The organism is Pantoea sp. ME81, from assembly GCF_903970985.1.
GTDB lineage: Bacteria > Pseudomonadota > Gammaproteobacteria > Enterobacterales > Enterobacteriaceae > Pantoea > Pantoea communis.
Genome location: NZ_CAJCKS010000120.1, coordinates 1 through 14,785, shown reverse-complemented (window position 1 = coordinate 14,785; position 14,785 = coordinate 1). Strand labels below are relative to the sequence as shown.

General features: G+C 52.8%; 14 protein-coding genes and 1 tRNA gene. 10 read left to right on the top strand and 5 right to left on the bottom strand.

Translation table 11 applies throughout. The features are described from left to right. The 3 genes from H7A81_RS19040 to H7A81_RS19030 all read left to right on the top strand — a co-directional run. The coding region (locus tag H7A81_RS19040) for a SulP family inorganic anion transporter (protein WP_182058401.1) at nt 1-840 on the top strand (840 nt) is incomplete at its 5' end. A gap of 294 nt (nt 841-1,134) precedes the next feature. Beyond that, entirely contained in the window at nt 1,135-2,559 is a 1,425-nt protein-coding gene (locus tag H7A81_RS19035; RefSeq protein WP_160868617.1) for a GGDEF domain-containing protein, read from the top strand. Beyond that, nucleotides 2,546-2,698: a hypothetical protein gene (locus H7A81_RS19030; RefSeq protein WP_182058400.1), complete on the top strand. Its 153-nt coding sequence runs from the start codon at nt 2,546-2,548 to the stop codon at nt 2,696-2,698. The genes H7A81_RS19035 and H7A81_RS19030 overlap by 14 nt, the downstream gene beginning before the upstream one ends. A gap of 84 nt (nt 2,699-2,782) precedes the next feature. On the opposite strand, the gene ddlA is transcribed toward H7A81_RS19030, so the two are convergent. Further along, nucleotides 2,783-3,877: a D-alanine--D-alanine ligase gene (gene ddlA / locus H7A81_RS19025; protein WP_182058399.1), complete on the bottom strand. Its 1,095-nt coding sequence runs from the start codon at nt 3,875-3,877 to the stop codon at nt 2,783-2,785. 142 nt (nt 3,878-4,019) lie between these two features. Between ddlA and H7A81_RS19020 the strand changes: the two genes are divergently transcribed. The 4 genes from H7A81_RS19020 (at nt 4,020) to H7A81_RS19005 (ending at nt 7,653) form a co-directional block, all read left to right on the top strand. Continuing rightward, complete coding sequence (locus H7A81_RS19020; RefSeq protein WP_182058398.1) at nt 4,020-4,763, top strand: HAD-IIB family hydrolase; 744 nt, start codon at nt 4,020-4,022, stop codon at nt 4,761-4,763. A 304-nt stretch (nt 4,764-5,067) separates the two neighbouring features. Continuing rightward, nucleotides 5,068-5,772, top strand: a complete 705-nt coding sequence (locus H7A81_RS19015) for an MgtC/SapB family protein (RefSeq protein WP_182058402.1) — start codon at nt 5,068-5,070, stop codon at nt 5,770-5,772. 718 nt (nt 5,773-6,490) lie between these two features. Beyond that, the gene (locus H7A81_RS19010; RefSeq protein WP_182058397.1) at nt 6,491-7,306 is read left to right on the top strand and encodes an RNase A-like domain-containing protein; all 816 of its coding nucleotides are present in this window, start codon (nt 6,491-6,493) and stop codon (nt 7,304-7,306) included. A gap of 8 nt (nt 7,307-7,314) precedes the next feature. Further along, nucleotides 7,315-7,653, top strand: a complete 339-nt coding sequence (locus H7A81_RS19005) for a contact-dependent growth inhibition system immunity protein (protein WP_182058396.1) — start codon at nt 7,315-7,317, stop codon at nt 7,651-7,653. 40 nt (nt 7,654-7,693) lie between these two features. On the opposite strand, the gene H7A81_RS19000 is transcribed toward H7A81_RS19005, so the two are convergent. Further along, nucleotides 7,694-7,766, bottom strand: a tRNA-Ile gene (locus tag H7A81_RS19000). A 203-nt stretch (nt 7,767-7,969) separates the two neighbouring features. Further along, nucleotides 7,970-8,752 carry an SDR family oxidoreductase gene (locus tag H7A81_RS18995; RefSeq protein ID WP_182058395.1) on the bottom strand — a complete coding sequence of 261 codons (783 nt, stop codon included), beginning with the start codon at nt 8,750-8,752 and terminating at the stop codon, nt 7,970-7,972. Between the two features lie 136 nt (nt 8,753-8,888). Between H7A81_RS18995 and H7A81_RS18990 the strand changes: the two genes are divergently transcribed. The 3 genes from H7A81_RS18990 to H7A81_RS18980 all read left to right on the top strand — a co-directional run bounded on the left by H7A81_RS18990 (nt 8,889) and on the right by H7A81_RS18980 (nt 10,835). After that, complete coding sequence (locus H7A81_RS18990; protein WP_182058394.1) at nt 8,889-9,476, top strand: TetR/AcrR family transcriptional regulator; 588 nt, start codon at nt 8,889-8,891, stop codon at nt 9,474-9,476. After that, nucleotides 9,473-9,988, top strand: a complete 516-nt coding sequence (gene mug / locus H7A81_RS18985) for a G/U mismatch-specific DNA glycosylase (protein ID WP_182058393.1) — start codon at nt 9,473-9,475, stop codon at nt 9,986-9,988. Before H7A81_RS18990 ends, mug begins: the two co-directional genes overlap by 4 nt. 88 nt (nt 9,989-10,076) lie before the next feature. Further along, entirely contained in the window at nt 10,077-10,835 is a 759-nt protein-coding gene (locus H7A81_RS18980) for a substrate-binding domain-containing protein (RefSeq protein ID WP_182058392.1), read from the top strand. A gap of 48 nt (nt 10,836-10,883) precedes the next feature. On the opposite strand, the gene rpoD is transcribed toward H7A81_RS18980, so the two are convergent. Both rpoD and dnaG read right to left on the bottom strand, forming a co-directional pair. Then, entirely contained in the window at nt 10,884-12,728 is a 1,845-nt protein-coding gene (gene rpoD / locus H7A81_RS18975) for an RNA polymerase sigma factor RpoD (protein WP_034828348.1), read from the bottom strand. 364 nt (nt 12,729-13,092) lie between these two features. Further along, the gene (dnaG, locus tag H7A81_RS18970) at nt 13,093-14,784 is read right to left on the bottom strand and encodes a DNA primase (protein ID WP_255478996.1); all 1,692 of its coding nucleotides are present in this window, start codon (nt 14,782-14,784) and stop codon (nt 13,093-13,095) included. Nucleotide 14,785: the final 1 nt, after the last annotated feature.

Sequence of the window (14,785 nt, the reverse complement as noted above, 5' to 3'; positions counted from 1 at the left end):
CCGCGCATTGCGTTACCGGCCTTTGATAGTATGTCAGCGCTGGCGGCGGAGCTGGAAACCCCTGACTGGCTGGCTTGGCAAAATCCTTCAGTCTGGGTGGTTGCCGTGACGCTGGCGCTGGTGGCAAGCCTGGAAACGTTGCTCAGTCAGGAAGCGCTGAAAAAACTGCGTCCGCAGCATCCGGCACCTTCGCCAAATAAAGAGATGTTCGCACAGGGCATCGGCAACCTGACTGCTGGTTTCCTCGGTGCGATGCCGATTACGGCGGTGATCGTGCGCAGCTCGGTAAACGTTAGCGTCGGGGCGCAGACCAAACTGTCGATTCTGATCCACGGCGCGCTGTTGCTGATCTGCGGCTTGTGGTTCAGCGATCTGCTCAACGCCATTCCTTTAGCCAGCCTCGCCGCCGTCTTGCTGTATACCGGCTATAAGCTGGCAACGCCGCGTCTGTTCATTGAGCAGTTCCGCATGGGCGCTCAGCAGTACGTGCCGTTCCTCGCCACCATCGGCGGCATTATTGTGTTTGGCATGCTGGCGGGGATTGGTATCGGTATCGCCACACAGATTCTGTATAGCATCTACAAAAGCCACCGCAACGCGCTGCAGCTCACGCGCTATGACGATCACTACGTGCTGCGCTTCCAGCAAAACCTCACCTTTATGCACAACCCAAAACTGCAGGGATTGCTGGCGGAGATCCCGGAAAACAGCACGGTGATTGTTGATCACGATAACGCCGAGTACCTGGATCCGGACGTCAAAGCGGTGCTACAGGATTTCGGCGAAAACGCGCGCGATCGTGGTATTCGTCTGAGTCAGTGGCCCGTTGCGGTTAAATAGCAATAACGCTTTGCTGAAGAACTGGTTTTTCGCATAAAAATCGGATATCTCGGATATCCGATTTTTTTATTTGCAGGGCATAATTGCAGCAGCTCTCATCCTTGTTTCTCGGGTTTCAACCCTGCCAGCGCGCTCACATCTCGCCGATCCGGCGCATTGAGTGCTGCCCAGTCGCAGAGTAGGATGACGAACACTCGCTTAATTGCCGAATCATCGCACAGTTATTTCAGGTTAAATGCTTGCTGATGCCCGTGGGCAAGAGGCAGCGATTTCCAGGTTACAGGGTTCAGACGTATGCGCGTTAAGCTGTTTGCTGAGAATAATTTAAAAAAGAATGCACTCTCGCTGTTCCTGATTACGCTTTTCTTCTGCTTTATTGGCAGTCATCTGCGCATTCCGGAGGAGTTCTCCCTGTTTTGGCCGGTGAACGCGCTGATTGCCGGTTTAATGGTGCGAAATCCTTTCCTGCATACCACGTCCAGCTATCTGGTGTGCTTTGCCGCGATGATTTTTAACGACACGGTGTTCTCCGGCTGGGCGCTGCCTGCGGTGACCGTGAACTTCGCTAATATCCTGTTTATCCTCGTTTCAGTTAGCATGTTGATCAAACACCTGCAGCCACCTTCGGCCAACAGCCAGGTGTTCAACGCCATGCGCATCTTCCCGGCCTGTTTCCTCGGTGCCGCCGCCTGTGCCACCTGGGGCGCTTGGGCGCAGGACATCGATTTCAACGCGCGCTTTGTGGTGGCGTGGGGCGACTGGTTTAGCGAGCAATTCTCGACTTCCCTGATGCTGTTGCCGGTGATGCTGGCGCGCTCCTTGCGTAACGTTTCACCGCGCACCTTATTGCATCCGGGCAAGCTGTTACCGCTGGCGGCAGTGGTGCTGTCACTGACCATGGGGGCGATGATTGGCGGGGCAGGTAGCTTAACCTTCCCGGTGCCGGCGCTGATCTGGTGCGCCATCGTGTTACCGATTCCTGTTACAAGCCTGGTGATCCTGATTACCGGTATCACCGAGATCGTTCTCGTTTCCCACGGCGTAATGAATATTCAGGGCGATGACGCACTGCTGCCGATCAGCCATCTCACCTCGGCGCGATTGGGTGTGGCAACGGTGGCCCTCAGCCCGCTGCTGGTGGCGGTGAGTATGGATGCGATTCGCCAGCTCAATCATCGTCTGGCGTTGCGGGCGAATTTCGATTTCCTCACTCAGCTGCTGTCGCGTTCCGGCCTGTATGAAAGCCTGAAGCAGGAGCCGTTCTCCTTACAGCGCGAAGCAGGCGTGGTGATGCTGGATGTCGACTATTTCAAAGCCATTAACGACAACTTTGGCCACGATGCCGGTGATGGCGTGCTGGAAGAGATTGCGCGCCGCATGCAACGCGTGGTGGGCAATCGCGGCATGGTGTGTCGCTTTGGTGGCGAAGAGTTTGTGGTGGTGGTGTTCGACTACAGCCATCTGCAACTTTACCAACTGGCCGAAGCGATTCGTCAGGCGATGGTCAAAGAGAAGTTCTGGATTCAGGGCAACACCGTTACGGTCACCGCCAGTTTAGGCCTGGCGCGCGGCAGTGCGCAGAGTGAGCGGGAATGGCCGGGCGTGATTAACCGTCTGGTGTCGGCAGCGGATAAAAATCTCTACCTCTCGAAACGCAATGGCCGTAACCAAACTTCTCCGGCGATGGAGCCGCGCAGCATGGTGAATGACGTGGCGTGAAGTGCGTGATGGTCGCCGTGAGTGGCGACCATCAGATGGCTTGATGCTGGGTTGTTTTGGTCGCCGTGAATGGCGACCTTACGATGGCTTGGTGCTGGTTTTTTCGGTCGCCATTGATGACAACCTCACAACTGCCTGACGCTAATTTGTTTCGATCGCCATCAATGACAAACCTGTTTAACCGTTGTAGGGTGCGCATTCATGCGCACCCGGAACGTGAAGATTAAACGCTGCTTTTCAGCTGGCTGCTCTGCTGATGGCGTTGCTGCGCCAGCTCAATCAAGCGCGTAATCAAATCGCTGTAGCTTAATCCTGCCGCCTGCCACAACTTCGGATACATGCTGATATTGGTAAAGCCCGGCAGGGTATTCACCTCGTTCACCACGATCTCGCCGCTCTCGGTCAGGAACACATCAACGCGTGCCATACCAAAGCACTCCAGCGCCTGGAACGCGCGAATCGCCACGGCCCGAATTGCTTCGCTGTGTTCTTCACTGATGGCAGCGGGCACCACCACTTGTGCACCGTCGGCGCTGATGTATTTGGTGTCGTAGGAGTAGAAGGCATCATGCACCACCACTTCGCCACACGGGCTGGCTTCGGGCTCATCGTTGCCCAGCACCGCACACTCAATCTCGCGGCCTTTGATGCCTTGCTCGATCAGCACTTTACGATCGAAGGTAAAGGCCAGATCCAGCGCCGCCGCCAGATCGTCGATATGATCCACTTTGCTGACACCGACAGACGATCCCTGATTGGCGGGCTTGATAAACAGCGGTAATCCGAACTGATCGATCACGGCTTGCGCATCCAGACGTGCGCGCTGTGCCTGCGTCACGCTGATCCACGGCGCGACTTTTAAGCCCGCATCGCGCAGCAAACGCTTGGTGAAATCTTTGTCCATGCTCACCGCTGAGCCCAGCACATCCGATCCGACAAACGGCAGGTTCGCCATGCGCAACAAGCCCTGCAGTGATCCATCTTCACCCAGGGTGCCGTGCACGATCGGGAAGATCACATCCAGCTGTGACAGTGGCTGCGCCTGCTGACGGGTGATCAACTGCTGCGAAGCACTGCCCGGCACCAGCGCGACGTTTTCGCCGGAGCGATTCAGGGCAATCAACGCCGGGTTATCGGCATTGAGCAGGAAACCGGAAGCATCATTCAGATGCCATTCACCCTGTTTATCGATGCCCAGCAGCACCACCTCGTATTTGCTCTTATCGATGGCTTCGAGGATGTTTTTCGCTGATTGTAACGACACTTCATGCTCGGCCGATTTGCCACCAAACACGATTCCTACACGTTGTTTTGCCATTGGTCTTGATCCGATTGCGGTATAGCGAGTGGGTAAGATAGCACGGTCAGATTCAGCTCAGACAGCCTGAGTTTTACATGGCAATCAGGAGGTGATATTTTCGCCAACGGCTAATGATGGCCAACGAATTAAGGATGATTTGATGGGTATTTACGTATTCGATATTGATGGCACCATCTCAAAAGGTGGCTTAAAAGTGGAGCCTGAACTCTGCCAGAGCCTTGCCAGATTACAGCAACAACATCAGTTAATTTTTGCCTCCGCCAGACCCGTGCGCGATATGCTACCGATGCTCTCTGAAGAACTGCATACGGCAACCTTTATTGGCTGCAATGGTGGCATGGCGTATCAGGCGGGTGAAATTAAAACCAGTCATACACTCAATCCCGCTTTTGTGAAGCAGGTTGCGCACCATCTGGTCGCTCTGGAGATCCCTTATGTGCTGGATGGCGAATGGAGTTTTTCGTTCTCCAGTCGAACGCATCCATTCCATGAATACATCCGTTCGCTCAGCAGTGAAGAGATCAGCGAACAAGCGTTGATGGAAGAGGGCGTGACGAAAATCCTGATGCTTTCAGACGCGCACAAAGCATCAGTCATGGCATTGATTGAAGCTGAAGATGTCAGTGTGCACACCCATCGTAGCGATGGTTTCTACGACATCACGCCACAGGGGAATAATAAACACCGCGCCCTGAGCGAGTTGATTGGCAGCGAGAAATATACCGCGTTTGGTAACGATCAAAATGATTTCATCATGCTTAGCCATGCGGAAGTCGCCGTATTTATCGGCGAGGAAAAGGATTTTCCTCACGCCACGCATTACATCGAAATGGAGGCGATTCCTGAGCTGTTAATGCAGCTTGAGAGCGATGCAACTGCGTAAACATTTGATAAACAGAAGCGCAGTTGGATAGCAATTAACCGGCGCGAGGTTTACAATCGCGCCGAATTTTACCCAAGAGGATTACTGCATTGGACACCTGTCCCGAACGATTACAAAAGGTCCCTGCGGTAAGATAGCCCTCAACGCTGTCTTAACCGTGCGTTAAGACGGTGGATTTCCTTCCAGAATCTCCCCCTGTTTTTTTGCGTGATGCTGCTGAGTTTCAGCGGTAGCGGCACCGGCTGTAATCCATTTATTACCCCCTGAAGTTCCGCCTGCCTGAAGCAGCGGAGTGAGGTTTATGATGGATTGGAAAATCTTTTTACTGCGCGTCACTGTCGCGCTGGTTCTGGGCGCGCTGATTGGCAGCGAGCGCCAGCTTCGCCAACGTATGACCGGTTTGCGCACTAATGCGCTGGTCAGCACTGGCGCCTGTTTATTTGTTTTGATGACGCAAAGCGTACCCGGCATCGCCACCGATGCCTCACGCGTAGCGGCCTATGTGGTTTCTGGCATCGGCTTCCTCGGCGGTGGGGTGATCATGCGCGACGGCCTCAACGTGCGCGGCCTGAATACTGCCGCAACGCTGTGGTGCACAGCTGCCGTTGGCGTGTTGTGTAGCATGGGATTGCTGCTGGAAGCGGCGATTGGCTGCATGGTGATTCTGTGCGCCAATATTCTGCTGCGCGATTTGGCGCAGGGCATAAATCGCCAGAGCCGGGTGCCTGGGGAAGAAGTAGTGCAGCACTACAAAGTGCAGATCATCTGTCTGGCGCAAGATGAAGTGCAGGTGCGCAGCCTGATGCTGCACAGCCTTGGCGGCAGCGGATTACGCCTGCAATCACTGCACAGCGAAGATATGAATCCGCCGCATCGTATGGAGGTGAATGCGGAAGTTCTGGGGAAACCGAGCATGACTGACCAACTGGAGAATCTGGTGGGCAGGATTAGTTTGGAAAAGGGCGTGAGTTCGGTTAGGTGGCAGGTTTGCGGGTTGGAAGGGGAGTGATGGGTTGGTTTACTCTTGCGCGCCCTTCATATGTTGGGAAGTTCTCTCATCGATGACTTGGTTTGGATGTTAAAAGAGAGTGCTGACAGATGGTGTTGGAAATATTCAATACCATCTGTTGTATTTGATGTAGATGAAGGAAACAACGATCACCCAGGATATGCTAAGGAAGGCCGCGTAATTTGGCATAAAGCGGACAAAAATGTAGATCCCTGCTACAACGGCCGCGAGGGGTATGAGGTAGATAAATGACTGAATTAACCACAAAAGTGCTCTCTTCATCTCTCGAATGGTCCTTTTAGAAATTATCTATCTGATAGTTATGTATTCTTATAAAACTTAGTGTTAATCATATAGCCCCTTGTCTCAATGGTAATGCAAAAAATAAAGATGCTGTATTGATATTCATGCTTTATAAGACGAAATAACGATTTCATTGATGGCTGTTAGTTGTATTACGAAATTATTCAAATGACATCATAGTGATAAGTATTTTCAGGGAATATAAGAACTTCAATCTATAGCATGCTGATTTCAGTATGGATGTGACTTTGTTCGGGTTCAATGTTGAATGTATAATTGTTTGTTAGTGTTATTATCCCGGATTGAAACATTCATTTTCATGGTAATTATTAAGAAGATTACTATTGTTTAAAATCTCTTCCTACCTAATCTGAATCTAATCCGATACGCATAGCTTCACCCGAAAAGGATTAAAATGAATGATGATGACGGCTTAACCCTGGCGATATCGCCTGTGCAGCTTGCTGCCATTTTACGAAAAGGAACGGTGAGTGAAGGTGAGACACTAAGTAACCGACTTTGGGGCGGCGTTGGTGTTCTGGGAGGTGTTGCTGAAATTTTTGGCGCTGGCGTTTTGTGCGTCGTGCCTGAGCCAACTATGTTAACGAAAGCTGGATGTGTTGTGGTTGGATCTCACAGCCTGGACACGCTCAATACTTCGATTAAACAACTGTGGACGGGGCGCCGAATGGAAACGGCTACCGCACAACTGGCAGAAAAAGCAGCAAGCCAATTTGGTGCCGATCCCGAGATGGCTTACAAGATAGGTGCGACCGTTGATTTAATTGTACCTATTGGCTTCGCCTCGCTAGCAGGGGCATCACGAGTTGCATCTATTTATTCCGGTCGCATCCGATTGGTGGAGCATGAAGGTAGCGCGTTAGGACACACGATTGCCAGGCATGTTGCACAGACTCCGGAACATTTGATTGCAAGATTATCCGGCGCTCGTGCCCCAAACCGAGCCAGTACATTTCGCAGCGTGAAAGAGGCTGAGTTAATCATTTCAGAAATATTGTCAGTCAAACGTAGCCAAATTGAAGCAGCAGTGAAATATTTGCGTCCAGGATCAAAGCTACCCTTAGAGCACCGATTCTCCTTTTCAGTCGGGAATTATATTGATAAAGGTAGTACTGAGCTTAAGAAAGCTTATTCTGTTCGTGTCATACTTAAGGCTCAAAGCTTTAATGGAAAACTCTATTTTATTTTAACCGCTTATCCTGCTGCGTGAGAAAATCTATGGATACTAACACTCTTAAGCCTTGTGAACTCGATACTTTGGTAATCGCTCATTTTGGGCAGGATTGTGATTTGATTGATGAAAACTGTGAGTTGGATAATTTACTCGAGGATTATTTATCTACCTCAATGCCATTCAATCAGCGCATGTTGTTAGCAAATCTGATTGAAATTGAAGAGCAGTCCGATGGATACGACGTATTAATAGCGCGTTATCGTGGCGAGTTCGCACCCGAGCGATGGGAATTGTCAGCTGAAGAATGGGTAAAGATTGTTAAGAACCGAACAATAGAATTTCTTCACGCGAATGGGCATTCAAGTGAGCTATCAAGTGGTTGATGATGTTGCGAAAGCTTTTAGGAAAAGTAGGAAAATTAGGTGGCCCCTGCTGGGTTTGAACCAGCGACCAAGCGATTATGAGTCGCCTGCTCTAACCACTGAGCTAAGGGGCCAGCGGAGCGGGGATTATAAAGTATCTCGGAGGGGTGATCCAGCGTTCGCCAATCGGTTGGTGAAAATTAGAACAATCTCTGACTCCTTGATCTCCAAGCAAAAATCCCTACCCACCACCTAAGATCGCTCAATCAGCCCACAACCTCAGCAGGTTTTTGAGACAAGGCCATCCTTCCACCTCATCTCAATCACCACTCACATCTCACAAATAACGCGAAGCCGGTTTATTCAACGAGATATACGGCAGGATGGCGAAGCGCGCGCTCTCCATGCTCTGCCATAGTCCCAGATCTTCCACTGAAGGAATGGTGATCAGCTCACCACTATCCAGCCCGTGCAGCGCGGCTGCGACTAAATCCTGAACCTCCATCACGCTTTCTGGCGGCAGGTCATCAACCGATTTCCCTGAGCGTTCGAAGATCTCAGTACGGGTTAAGCCAGGCAATACCGCCTGAATACGCACGCCACTATCCGCCAGCTCACGCTGCATATTGCGCGTCAGCGAGAGCACAAAGGCTTTACTGGCGTTATACGCGCCATTCGCCATTTCATTCACCAGTGCCAGCACTGAAGCGATATTCACAATCGTGCCTTCACCACGGCGGCAGAACGCTTGCGCAGCTGCATGCGCCAGCTGCGTCAGCGCTACAATGTTCAGTGTCAGCATGGTTTGTATTTGCGAGATATCACCCGCGACGAACTCGCCTTCAACTGCCATCCCGGCATTGTTCACCAGCATCGTAATCTGTTCGTTGTCTGCAAGAGTTTGCGCCACGCGTTGCAAATCTTCAGTGCGCGTCAGATCGGCCGCCAGCACACTCACTTCCACGCCGTGCGCGTCACGCAGCGACTGCGCCAGTTGGTTAAGACGTGATGCATCACGCGCCACCAGAATCAAATTGCTGCCGCGTGCGGCCAGCTGTTTCGCGTAAGTTGCACCAATGCCGCTGGATGCGCCGGTAATCAAAGCCAGGTGTTGTGTCATGGTCGGTTCCTGTAAATGATGGTTGTCATATCTGATGGAACTTAATATGACGATCATCATATTTTTCGTCAAGCTGGAATATGATGATCGTAATAATTACACTGATTGCCATTAACGATGAGCAGGATGGTGAGAGATGGAAAAGCTGAGCCACAAGGCGCGCACGCGGCAGCGCATACTGGATGAGGCAGCAGTGGTGATGCGTGAATGCGGCACTGAAGGCATTGGCGTAGCGGCGCTGATGAAGCGCGCGGGATTAACTCACGGCGGCTTCTACGCGCACTTTGATTCGCGGGAAGCGCTGGTTGAAGCGGTGATTGCCGAGATGTTTGCCGATTCGGCACAGCGCTTTGCCGCCATCACCCAACTCGAAGATCCAGCCGAGCGACTGACGCAACTGATCGATAACTATCTCTCTGAGCACCATCGCAACACGCCGGGAGAAGGCTGCCCGATGCCTGCGCTGGTGAGTGAGATTGCCCATCTGCCGATTGAAACACGCACGCTGTTCTCGCAACGTCGTGATGCGGTGCGGCAACGGCTGGCGCAGGCACTCAATGAAATGCACCATCCTCAGGCTGATGATGTCGCCGCCAGTATGCTGGCCGAAATGGTCGGTGCGGTGGCGCTGGCGCGCGCCTGTCCGGATGATGAGGAAGCGCGCAATATGCTGGCGGTTAGCCGTCGCTCGGTGAAACAGCGCGCAGGATTGGAGAGTGCATGAGCGAGCACGATATTCAGGACATTATTGCACCGGATTTGCAGGTGCTGTTTTGTGGCATCAATCCGGGCAAGTCATCGGCGCACACCGGCTTTCACTTTGCCCATCCCGGCAATCGCTTCTGGAAGGTGATCCATCAGGCCGGTTTTACCCGCGAATTGCTGAAACCGGAACAGGAGCAGCGGCTGCTGGAAACCGGTTGTGGCATCACTATGCTGGTTGAGCGTCCGACCATTCAGGCTAACGAGTTGGCGGGTGATGAGCTACGCGATGGTGGGGCGCGTTTGCAGGAGAAGATCTTACGCTATCAGCCGCGTGCACTGGCGGTGCTGGGCAAGGATGCGTTCCAGAAAGCGTTCCGACAGCGCAAAGTAGAGTGGGGCGAGCAGCCGCAAACGTTGGGCGAAACGAGCCTGTGGGTGCTGCCCAATCCTAGCGGGTTGAACCGCGCGACGATAGAGGAGATGGCGGCAACTTATCGCCAACTTCATGATTGGTTACAGAATATCGCGTGAGCGTGCTCCGCTTAACGCGGCCCTAAAGTTGTTCAATTTGCGTTTTCTGACTAAACCCAAATCTTTATGGCAAATAAAGAGAGGGAAGATGAAACGCACAATCGCGTTAGCGGCGCTGCTGGTGATGGCGCAACAGACGGCACAGGCAGAGGCGCTGAAAGTATTTAGCTCCGGTGGCATGTATCCGGTGATTGAGAGCCTGAAGCAGGATTATCAGCAGCAAACCGGCAATACCCTGCAGCTGGAAGCGGCGCCTTCGATGGGCGATACGCCACAGGCTATCCCTAATCGTCTGAAACGTCAGGATAATGCCGATGTGCTGGTGATGGTCGATTACGCCATCAAACCGCTGGAGCAGGCCAAATTTGTGGATAGCAGCAGCCATCAGGTGCTGGCGCACTCTTATATCGCGATGGCGGTGAAGCAGGGCATGACGCCGCCGGATATCAGCACGGTAGCGAAATTCAAACAGGTTCTCACGGAAGCCTCCAGTATCGCGATATCAGACAGTGCCAGCGGCAAATATATTCAAGGCAAGATGCTGAGCAAGCTGGAGTTGGGGCCGAAGACCGCCAGCAAAGTGTCTGTGATCCCCGCCACGCCGGTGGGTGAAGCGGTGGCACAAGGTAAAGCGGAGCTGGGCTTCCAGCAGAACAGCGAGCTGCAGGCGGTGAAGGGGATTACCATCGTCGGACTGATTCCGCCAACGGTGCAGCAGGATACGCTATACGGCGCGGTGATTACGCGCAGCACACAGCAGAAGCAGGCGGCGGCGCAGTTTGTGAAGTATTTGCAGAGCGACAAAGCGCGCAAAATGATGCAGGAAAAAGGGCTAACTCCGTTTTGAAGGCTATAAAAAACCCCGGCGAGCCGGGGTTTTTCGTCTTAACGAGGATTAATCGTCAAGGAAGCTACGCAGTACTTCGGAGCGGCTTGGGTGACGCAGCTTACGCAGCGCCTTGGCTTCGATCTGACGAATACGCTCACGGGTAACGTCAAACTGTTTGCCAACCTCTTCCAGCGTGTGGTCGGTGTTCATATCGATACCGAAACGCATACGCAGGACTTTCGCTTCACGCGCAGTCAGACCCGCCAGCACGTCGTGGGTGGCTGAACGCAGGCTTTCTGAGGTAGCAGAATCCAGCGGCAGCTCCAGCGTGGTGTCTTCGATAAAATCGCCCAGATGTGAATCTTCATCATCACCAATCGGCGTCTCCATAGAGATCGGCTCTTTAGCAATTTTCAGCACTTTGCGAATCTTATCTTCTGGCATCAGCATACGCTCAGCCAGCTCTTCCGGCGTTGGCTCACGGCCCATCTCTTGCAGCATCTGGCGCGAAATACGGTTGAGCTTGTTGATGGTCTCAATCATATGCACCGGAATACGGATGGTACGTGCCTGGTCGGCGATAGAACGGGTGATAGCCTGACGAATCCACCAGGTCGCATAAGTTGAGAACTTATAACCACGACGGTATTCAAACTTATCAACCGCTTTCATCAGGCCGATGTTACCTTCCTGAATCAGATCGAGGAACTGCAGACCACGGTTGGTGTATTTCTTCGCGATAGAAATAACCAGACGCAAGTTCGCTTCAACCATCTCTTTCTTCGCACGACGCGCTTTGGCTTCGCCGATCGACATGCGACGGTTGATGTCTTTAACCTGCTCGATGGTCAGGCCGGTCTCTTCTTCAATCTGCTGCAATTTCTGCAGTGAACGCGTCACATCATCTTCAACTTCAAGCAGTTTCTCTGACCAGGGTTTATTCATGGCCAGCGCCGCTTTGAACCAGCTTGGGCTGGTTTCGTTGCCGGTGAACAGGGTGATGAAGTTCTTCTTCGGCATTTTGCAGATTTCAATACACAGCTTCATGATCAGGCGCTCTTGCGTACGCACACGCTCCATCATGACGCGCATACTGTTCACCAGGTAGTCGAATTGCTTCGGCACCAGGCGGAACTGTTTGAACACTTCAGACAGGTTATTGATTTCTGCAACGGCATCAGCGTGGCTGCGGCCTTTGGCTTTGATCACGGTACGGGTGGTTTCGTACTGGGTGCGCAGATCGTTGAACTTCTCACGCGCCAGTTCTGGATCGATGGAGTTATCATCGTCAGAGCTGTCGTCGTCGCCATCTTCGTCTTCTTCATCGTCGTCGTTACGGTCTTCTTCAGACAGTTCAGAACCCACGTGAGTGGCAGTTGGCGCGATATCTTCTTCCGCGTTCGGGTCAACAAAGCCGGTGATCAGGTCAGACAGGCGAGATTCGCCCGCTTCCACACGATCGTACTGATCGAGCAGATAGGTGATGGCTTCCGGGTATTCGGCAACTGAGCACTGAACCTGGTTGATACCGTCTTCGATACGCTTAGCGATGTCGATTTCGCCTTCGCGCGTCAGCAGCTCAACGGTACCCATTTCGCGCATATACATACGCACAGGGTCAGTAGTACGGCCAATTTCAGATTCAACGCTAGAGAGTACCTGCGCGGCAGCTTCTGCGGCATCTTCGTCAGTATCAGTACTGTTCTCATTCAGCATCAGATCATCGGCATCAGGTGCTTCTTCAACAACCTGAATACCCATGTCGTTAATCATCTGGATGATGTCTTCGATCTGATCGGAGTCGACGATATCTTCCGGCAGATGGTCATTGACCTCAGCATAGGTCAGATAGCCCTGCTCCTTACCACGGGTGACAAGCAGCTTAAGCTGTGACTGCGGGTTTTGCTCCATAAGACGGTATCCACACTTCTGTTAATTAGATTGGTGTCGGTCGGCAGCGAGCCAACTATAACAGTGAAGGCGTTGTTCTTTTGCCGCTGCCTTCAACGCGGCCAGGGTATCGACCCTTCATATATCGGCACTTAAGCCGCTTGAGTTCTTTCTTTGCGGGCCTGGCTTACTCGCCATTTTCGTCCCCGGCAGTGCTCACAATCCTCACGTACTTCAGTATGCTCCGGTTGCTGCGCGCTGGCGGTAACGAAACTGGCTTCGACGCCGACGGCCCTCGTACGGTGTGCTTAAAAAAGCGAAAACCGTACACCCAAGTCAGAATGTGTGCTTTCACAGCCTTCACAGTTCTGACCCGGTAATAATCTTATTTTTTCGCTAATGCCTGGCTTAAGGCCCAGAACTCGCGGCGTTCGGCGGCGCTCAGGCCTTCGGTACGGTCGCGTGCGATAAGCGCTTCAAGGCGCTGTTCAAGGGCTGAGTCGTAAAGACTCGCCAGTGAATCCTGGAACACGGCTTCTGCTTCTTCATCCACTATCATGTGGTTCCAGGTGGCCAGCGTTTCAAGGGGCTGGCTAAATTCTGTCCCGCGATATAACTCTAGTAGCTGTCCGGTCGTCAGGCCAGGATTCTCCGTACAACGACTGACTAACTCCACAAACAGCGGCAAACCCGCCATTTTTGACTGCTCAAGTCCGTCCAGCGTAGGAACGATGGCGGCAAATTGCGGATTCTGCACCAGTAACGCAATCAACACGCGCATGGTGGTGCGCTTCAACGGGGGAGCCGTTGGCGCAGTGCCGCTTTCTGCCTGCTTTGGCAACAGCTTGTCTAACTGGTTATCGTCCAGAATGCCGAGTTTATTACCCAGATTCTGACGCATATAAATGCGTAAAGTTTCACCGGGGATCTGGCTAATCAACGGCAGCGCCAGCGTGGCCAGCTTGGTTTTACCGTCACGCGTGCTCAGATCGACCTGCGGCATCAGGCTGTCGAATAAAAACGTGGAGAGCGGTAAAGCCTGCTCCATCCGCGCTTCAAACGCCTCTTTGCCTTCTTTACGCACCAGCGTGTCCGGGTCCTCGCCATCTGGCAAAAACATAAAGCGTAGCTGACGACCGTCATTCATGTAAGGCAATGCGGTTTCCAGTGCACGCCATGCGGCTTCGCGCCCCGCGCGGTCACCGTCGTAACAGCAAATCACCGTGTCGGTAGAGCGGAACAGCAGCTGAATGTGCTCAGCGGTGGTCGAGGTGCCCAGCGAGGCAACGGCATAATCAATGCCAAATTGCGCCAGCGCCACCACGTCCATATAGCCTTCTACAACCAGTAAACGCGCTGGCTGCGGATGATTCTTTTGCGCTTCATACAGGCCATATAGCTGACGGCCTTTATGGAAAATCGGTGTTTCCGGCGAGTTAAGGTACTTCGGCGTATCGTTGCCCAGTACACGTCCACCAAAGCCAATGACGCGCCCACGCTTATCGCGAATTGGGAACATCACGCGATCGCGGAAACGATCATAAGTGCGGCCGGAATCGTTACTGACCAGCATGCCCGCTTCCATCAAGGATTCGCGGTCCTCTTTCTGCTGACCAAAACGTTTCAGCACGTTATCCCAGCCTGCTGGCGCATAACCAATCGCGAAGTGATCGATCACTTGCTGGCTGAGACCGCGTGTGGCGAGATAATTTTGTGCAGATGTCGCTTGCGGGTTACGCAGGCTTTGCTGATAGAAACCGTCGAGGCCTTCCAGCAGCTGATACAGACTTTGGCGCTGATGACGTTCCATCGGGCTGGGGCCGTTGCCCGCTTCATACGGCACTTCTAAGCCGTGTTGCGTGGCCAGCTCCTCAACGCTTTCAACGAAATCCAGACGATCGTGATTCATCAGGAAGTCGATGGCGTTACCCTTGGCGCCACAGCCGAAGCAGTAATAAAACTGCTTCTCACCGCTTACGGTGAAAGAGGGGGTTTTCTCGTTATGAAAAGGACAGCACGCGTGATAGTTCTTACCCTGCTTTTTCAGCTTAACGCGGGCATCGATAAGATCCACGATA

Bases quoted from the DNA above. Each gene is read 5' to 3' on its own strand.
- H7A81_RS19010 (WP_182058397.1), top strand. From the start codon at position 6,491: ATGAATGATGATGACGGCTTAACCCTGGCGATATCGCCTGTGCAGCTT.
- H7A81_RS19030 (WP_182058400.1), top strand. From the start codon at position 2,546: ATGACGTGGCGTGAAGTGCGTGATGGTCGCCGTGAGTGGCGACCATCA.
- H7A81_RS18990 (WP_182058394.1), top strand. From the start codon at position 8,889: ATGGAAAAGCTGAGCCACAAGGCGCGCACGCGGCAGCGCATACTGGAT.
- H7A81_RS18980 (WP_182058392.1), top strand. From the start codon at position 10,077: ATGAAACGCACAATCGCGTTAGCGGCGCTGCTGGTGATGGCGCAACAG.
- ddlA (WP_182058399.1), bottom strand. From the start codon at position 3,877: ATGGCAAAACAACGTGTAGGAATCGTGTTTGGTGGCAAATCGGCCGAG.
- H7A81_RS18995 (WP_182058395.1), bottom strand. From the start codon at position 8,752: ATGACACAACACCTGGCTTTGATTACCGGCGCATCCAGCGGCATTGGT.
- H7A81_RS19015 (WP_182058402.1), top strand. From the start codon at position 5,068: ATGGATTGGAAAATCTTTTTACTGCGCGTCACTGTCGCGCTGGTTCTG.
- H7A81_RS19020 (WP_182058398.1), top strand. From the start codon at position 4,020: ATGGGTATTTACGTATTCGATATTGATGGCACCATCTCAAAAGGTGGC.
- H7A81_RS19035 (WP_160868617.1), top strand. From the start codon at position 1,135: ATGCGCGTTAAGCTGTTTGCTGAGAATAATTTAAAAAAGAATGCACTC.
- rpoD (WP_034828348.1), bottom strand. From the start codon at position 12,728: ATGGAGCAAAACCCGCAGTCACAGCTTAAGCTGCTTGTCACCCGTGGT.
- H7A81_RS19005 (WP_182058396.1), top strand. From the start codon at position 7,315: ATGGATACTAACACTCTTAAGCCTTGTGAACTCGATACTTTGGTAATC.
- mug (WP_182058393.1), top strand. From the start codon at position 9,473: ATGAGCGAGCACGATATTCAGGACATTATTGCACCGGATTTGCAGGTG.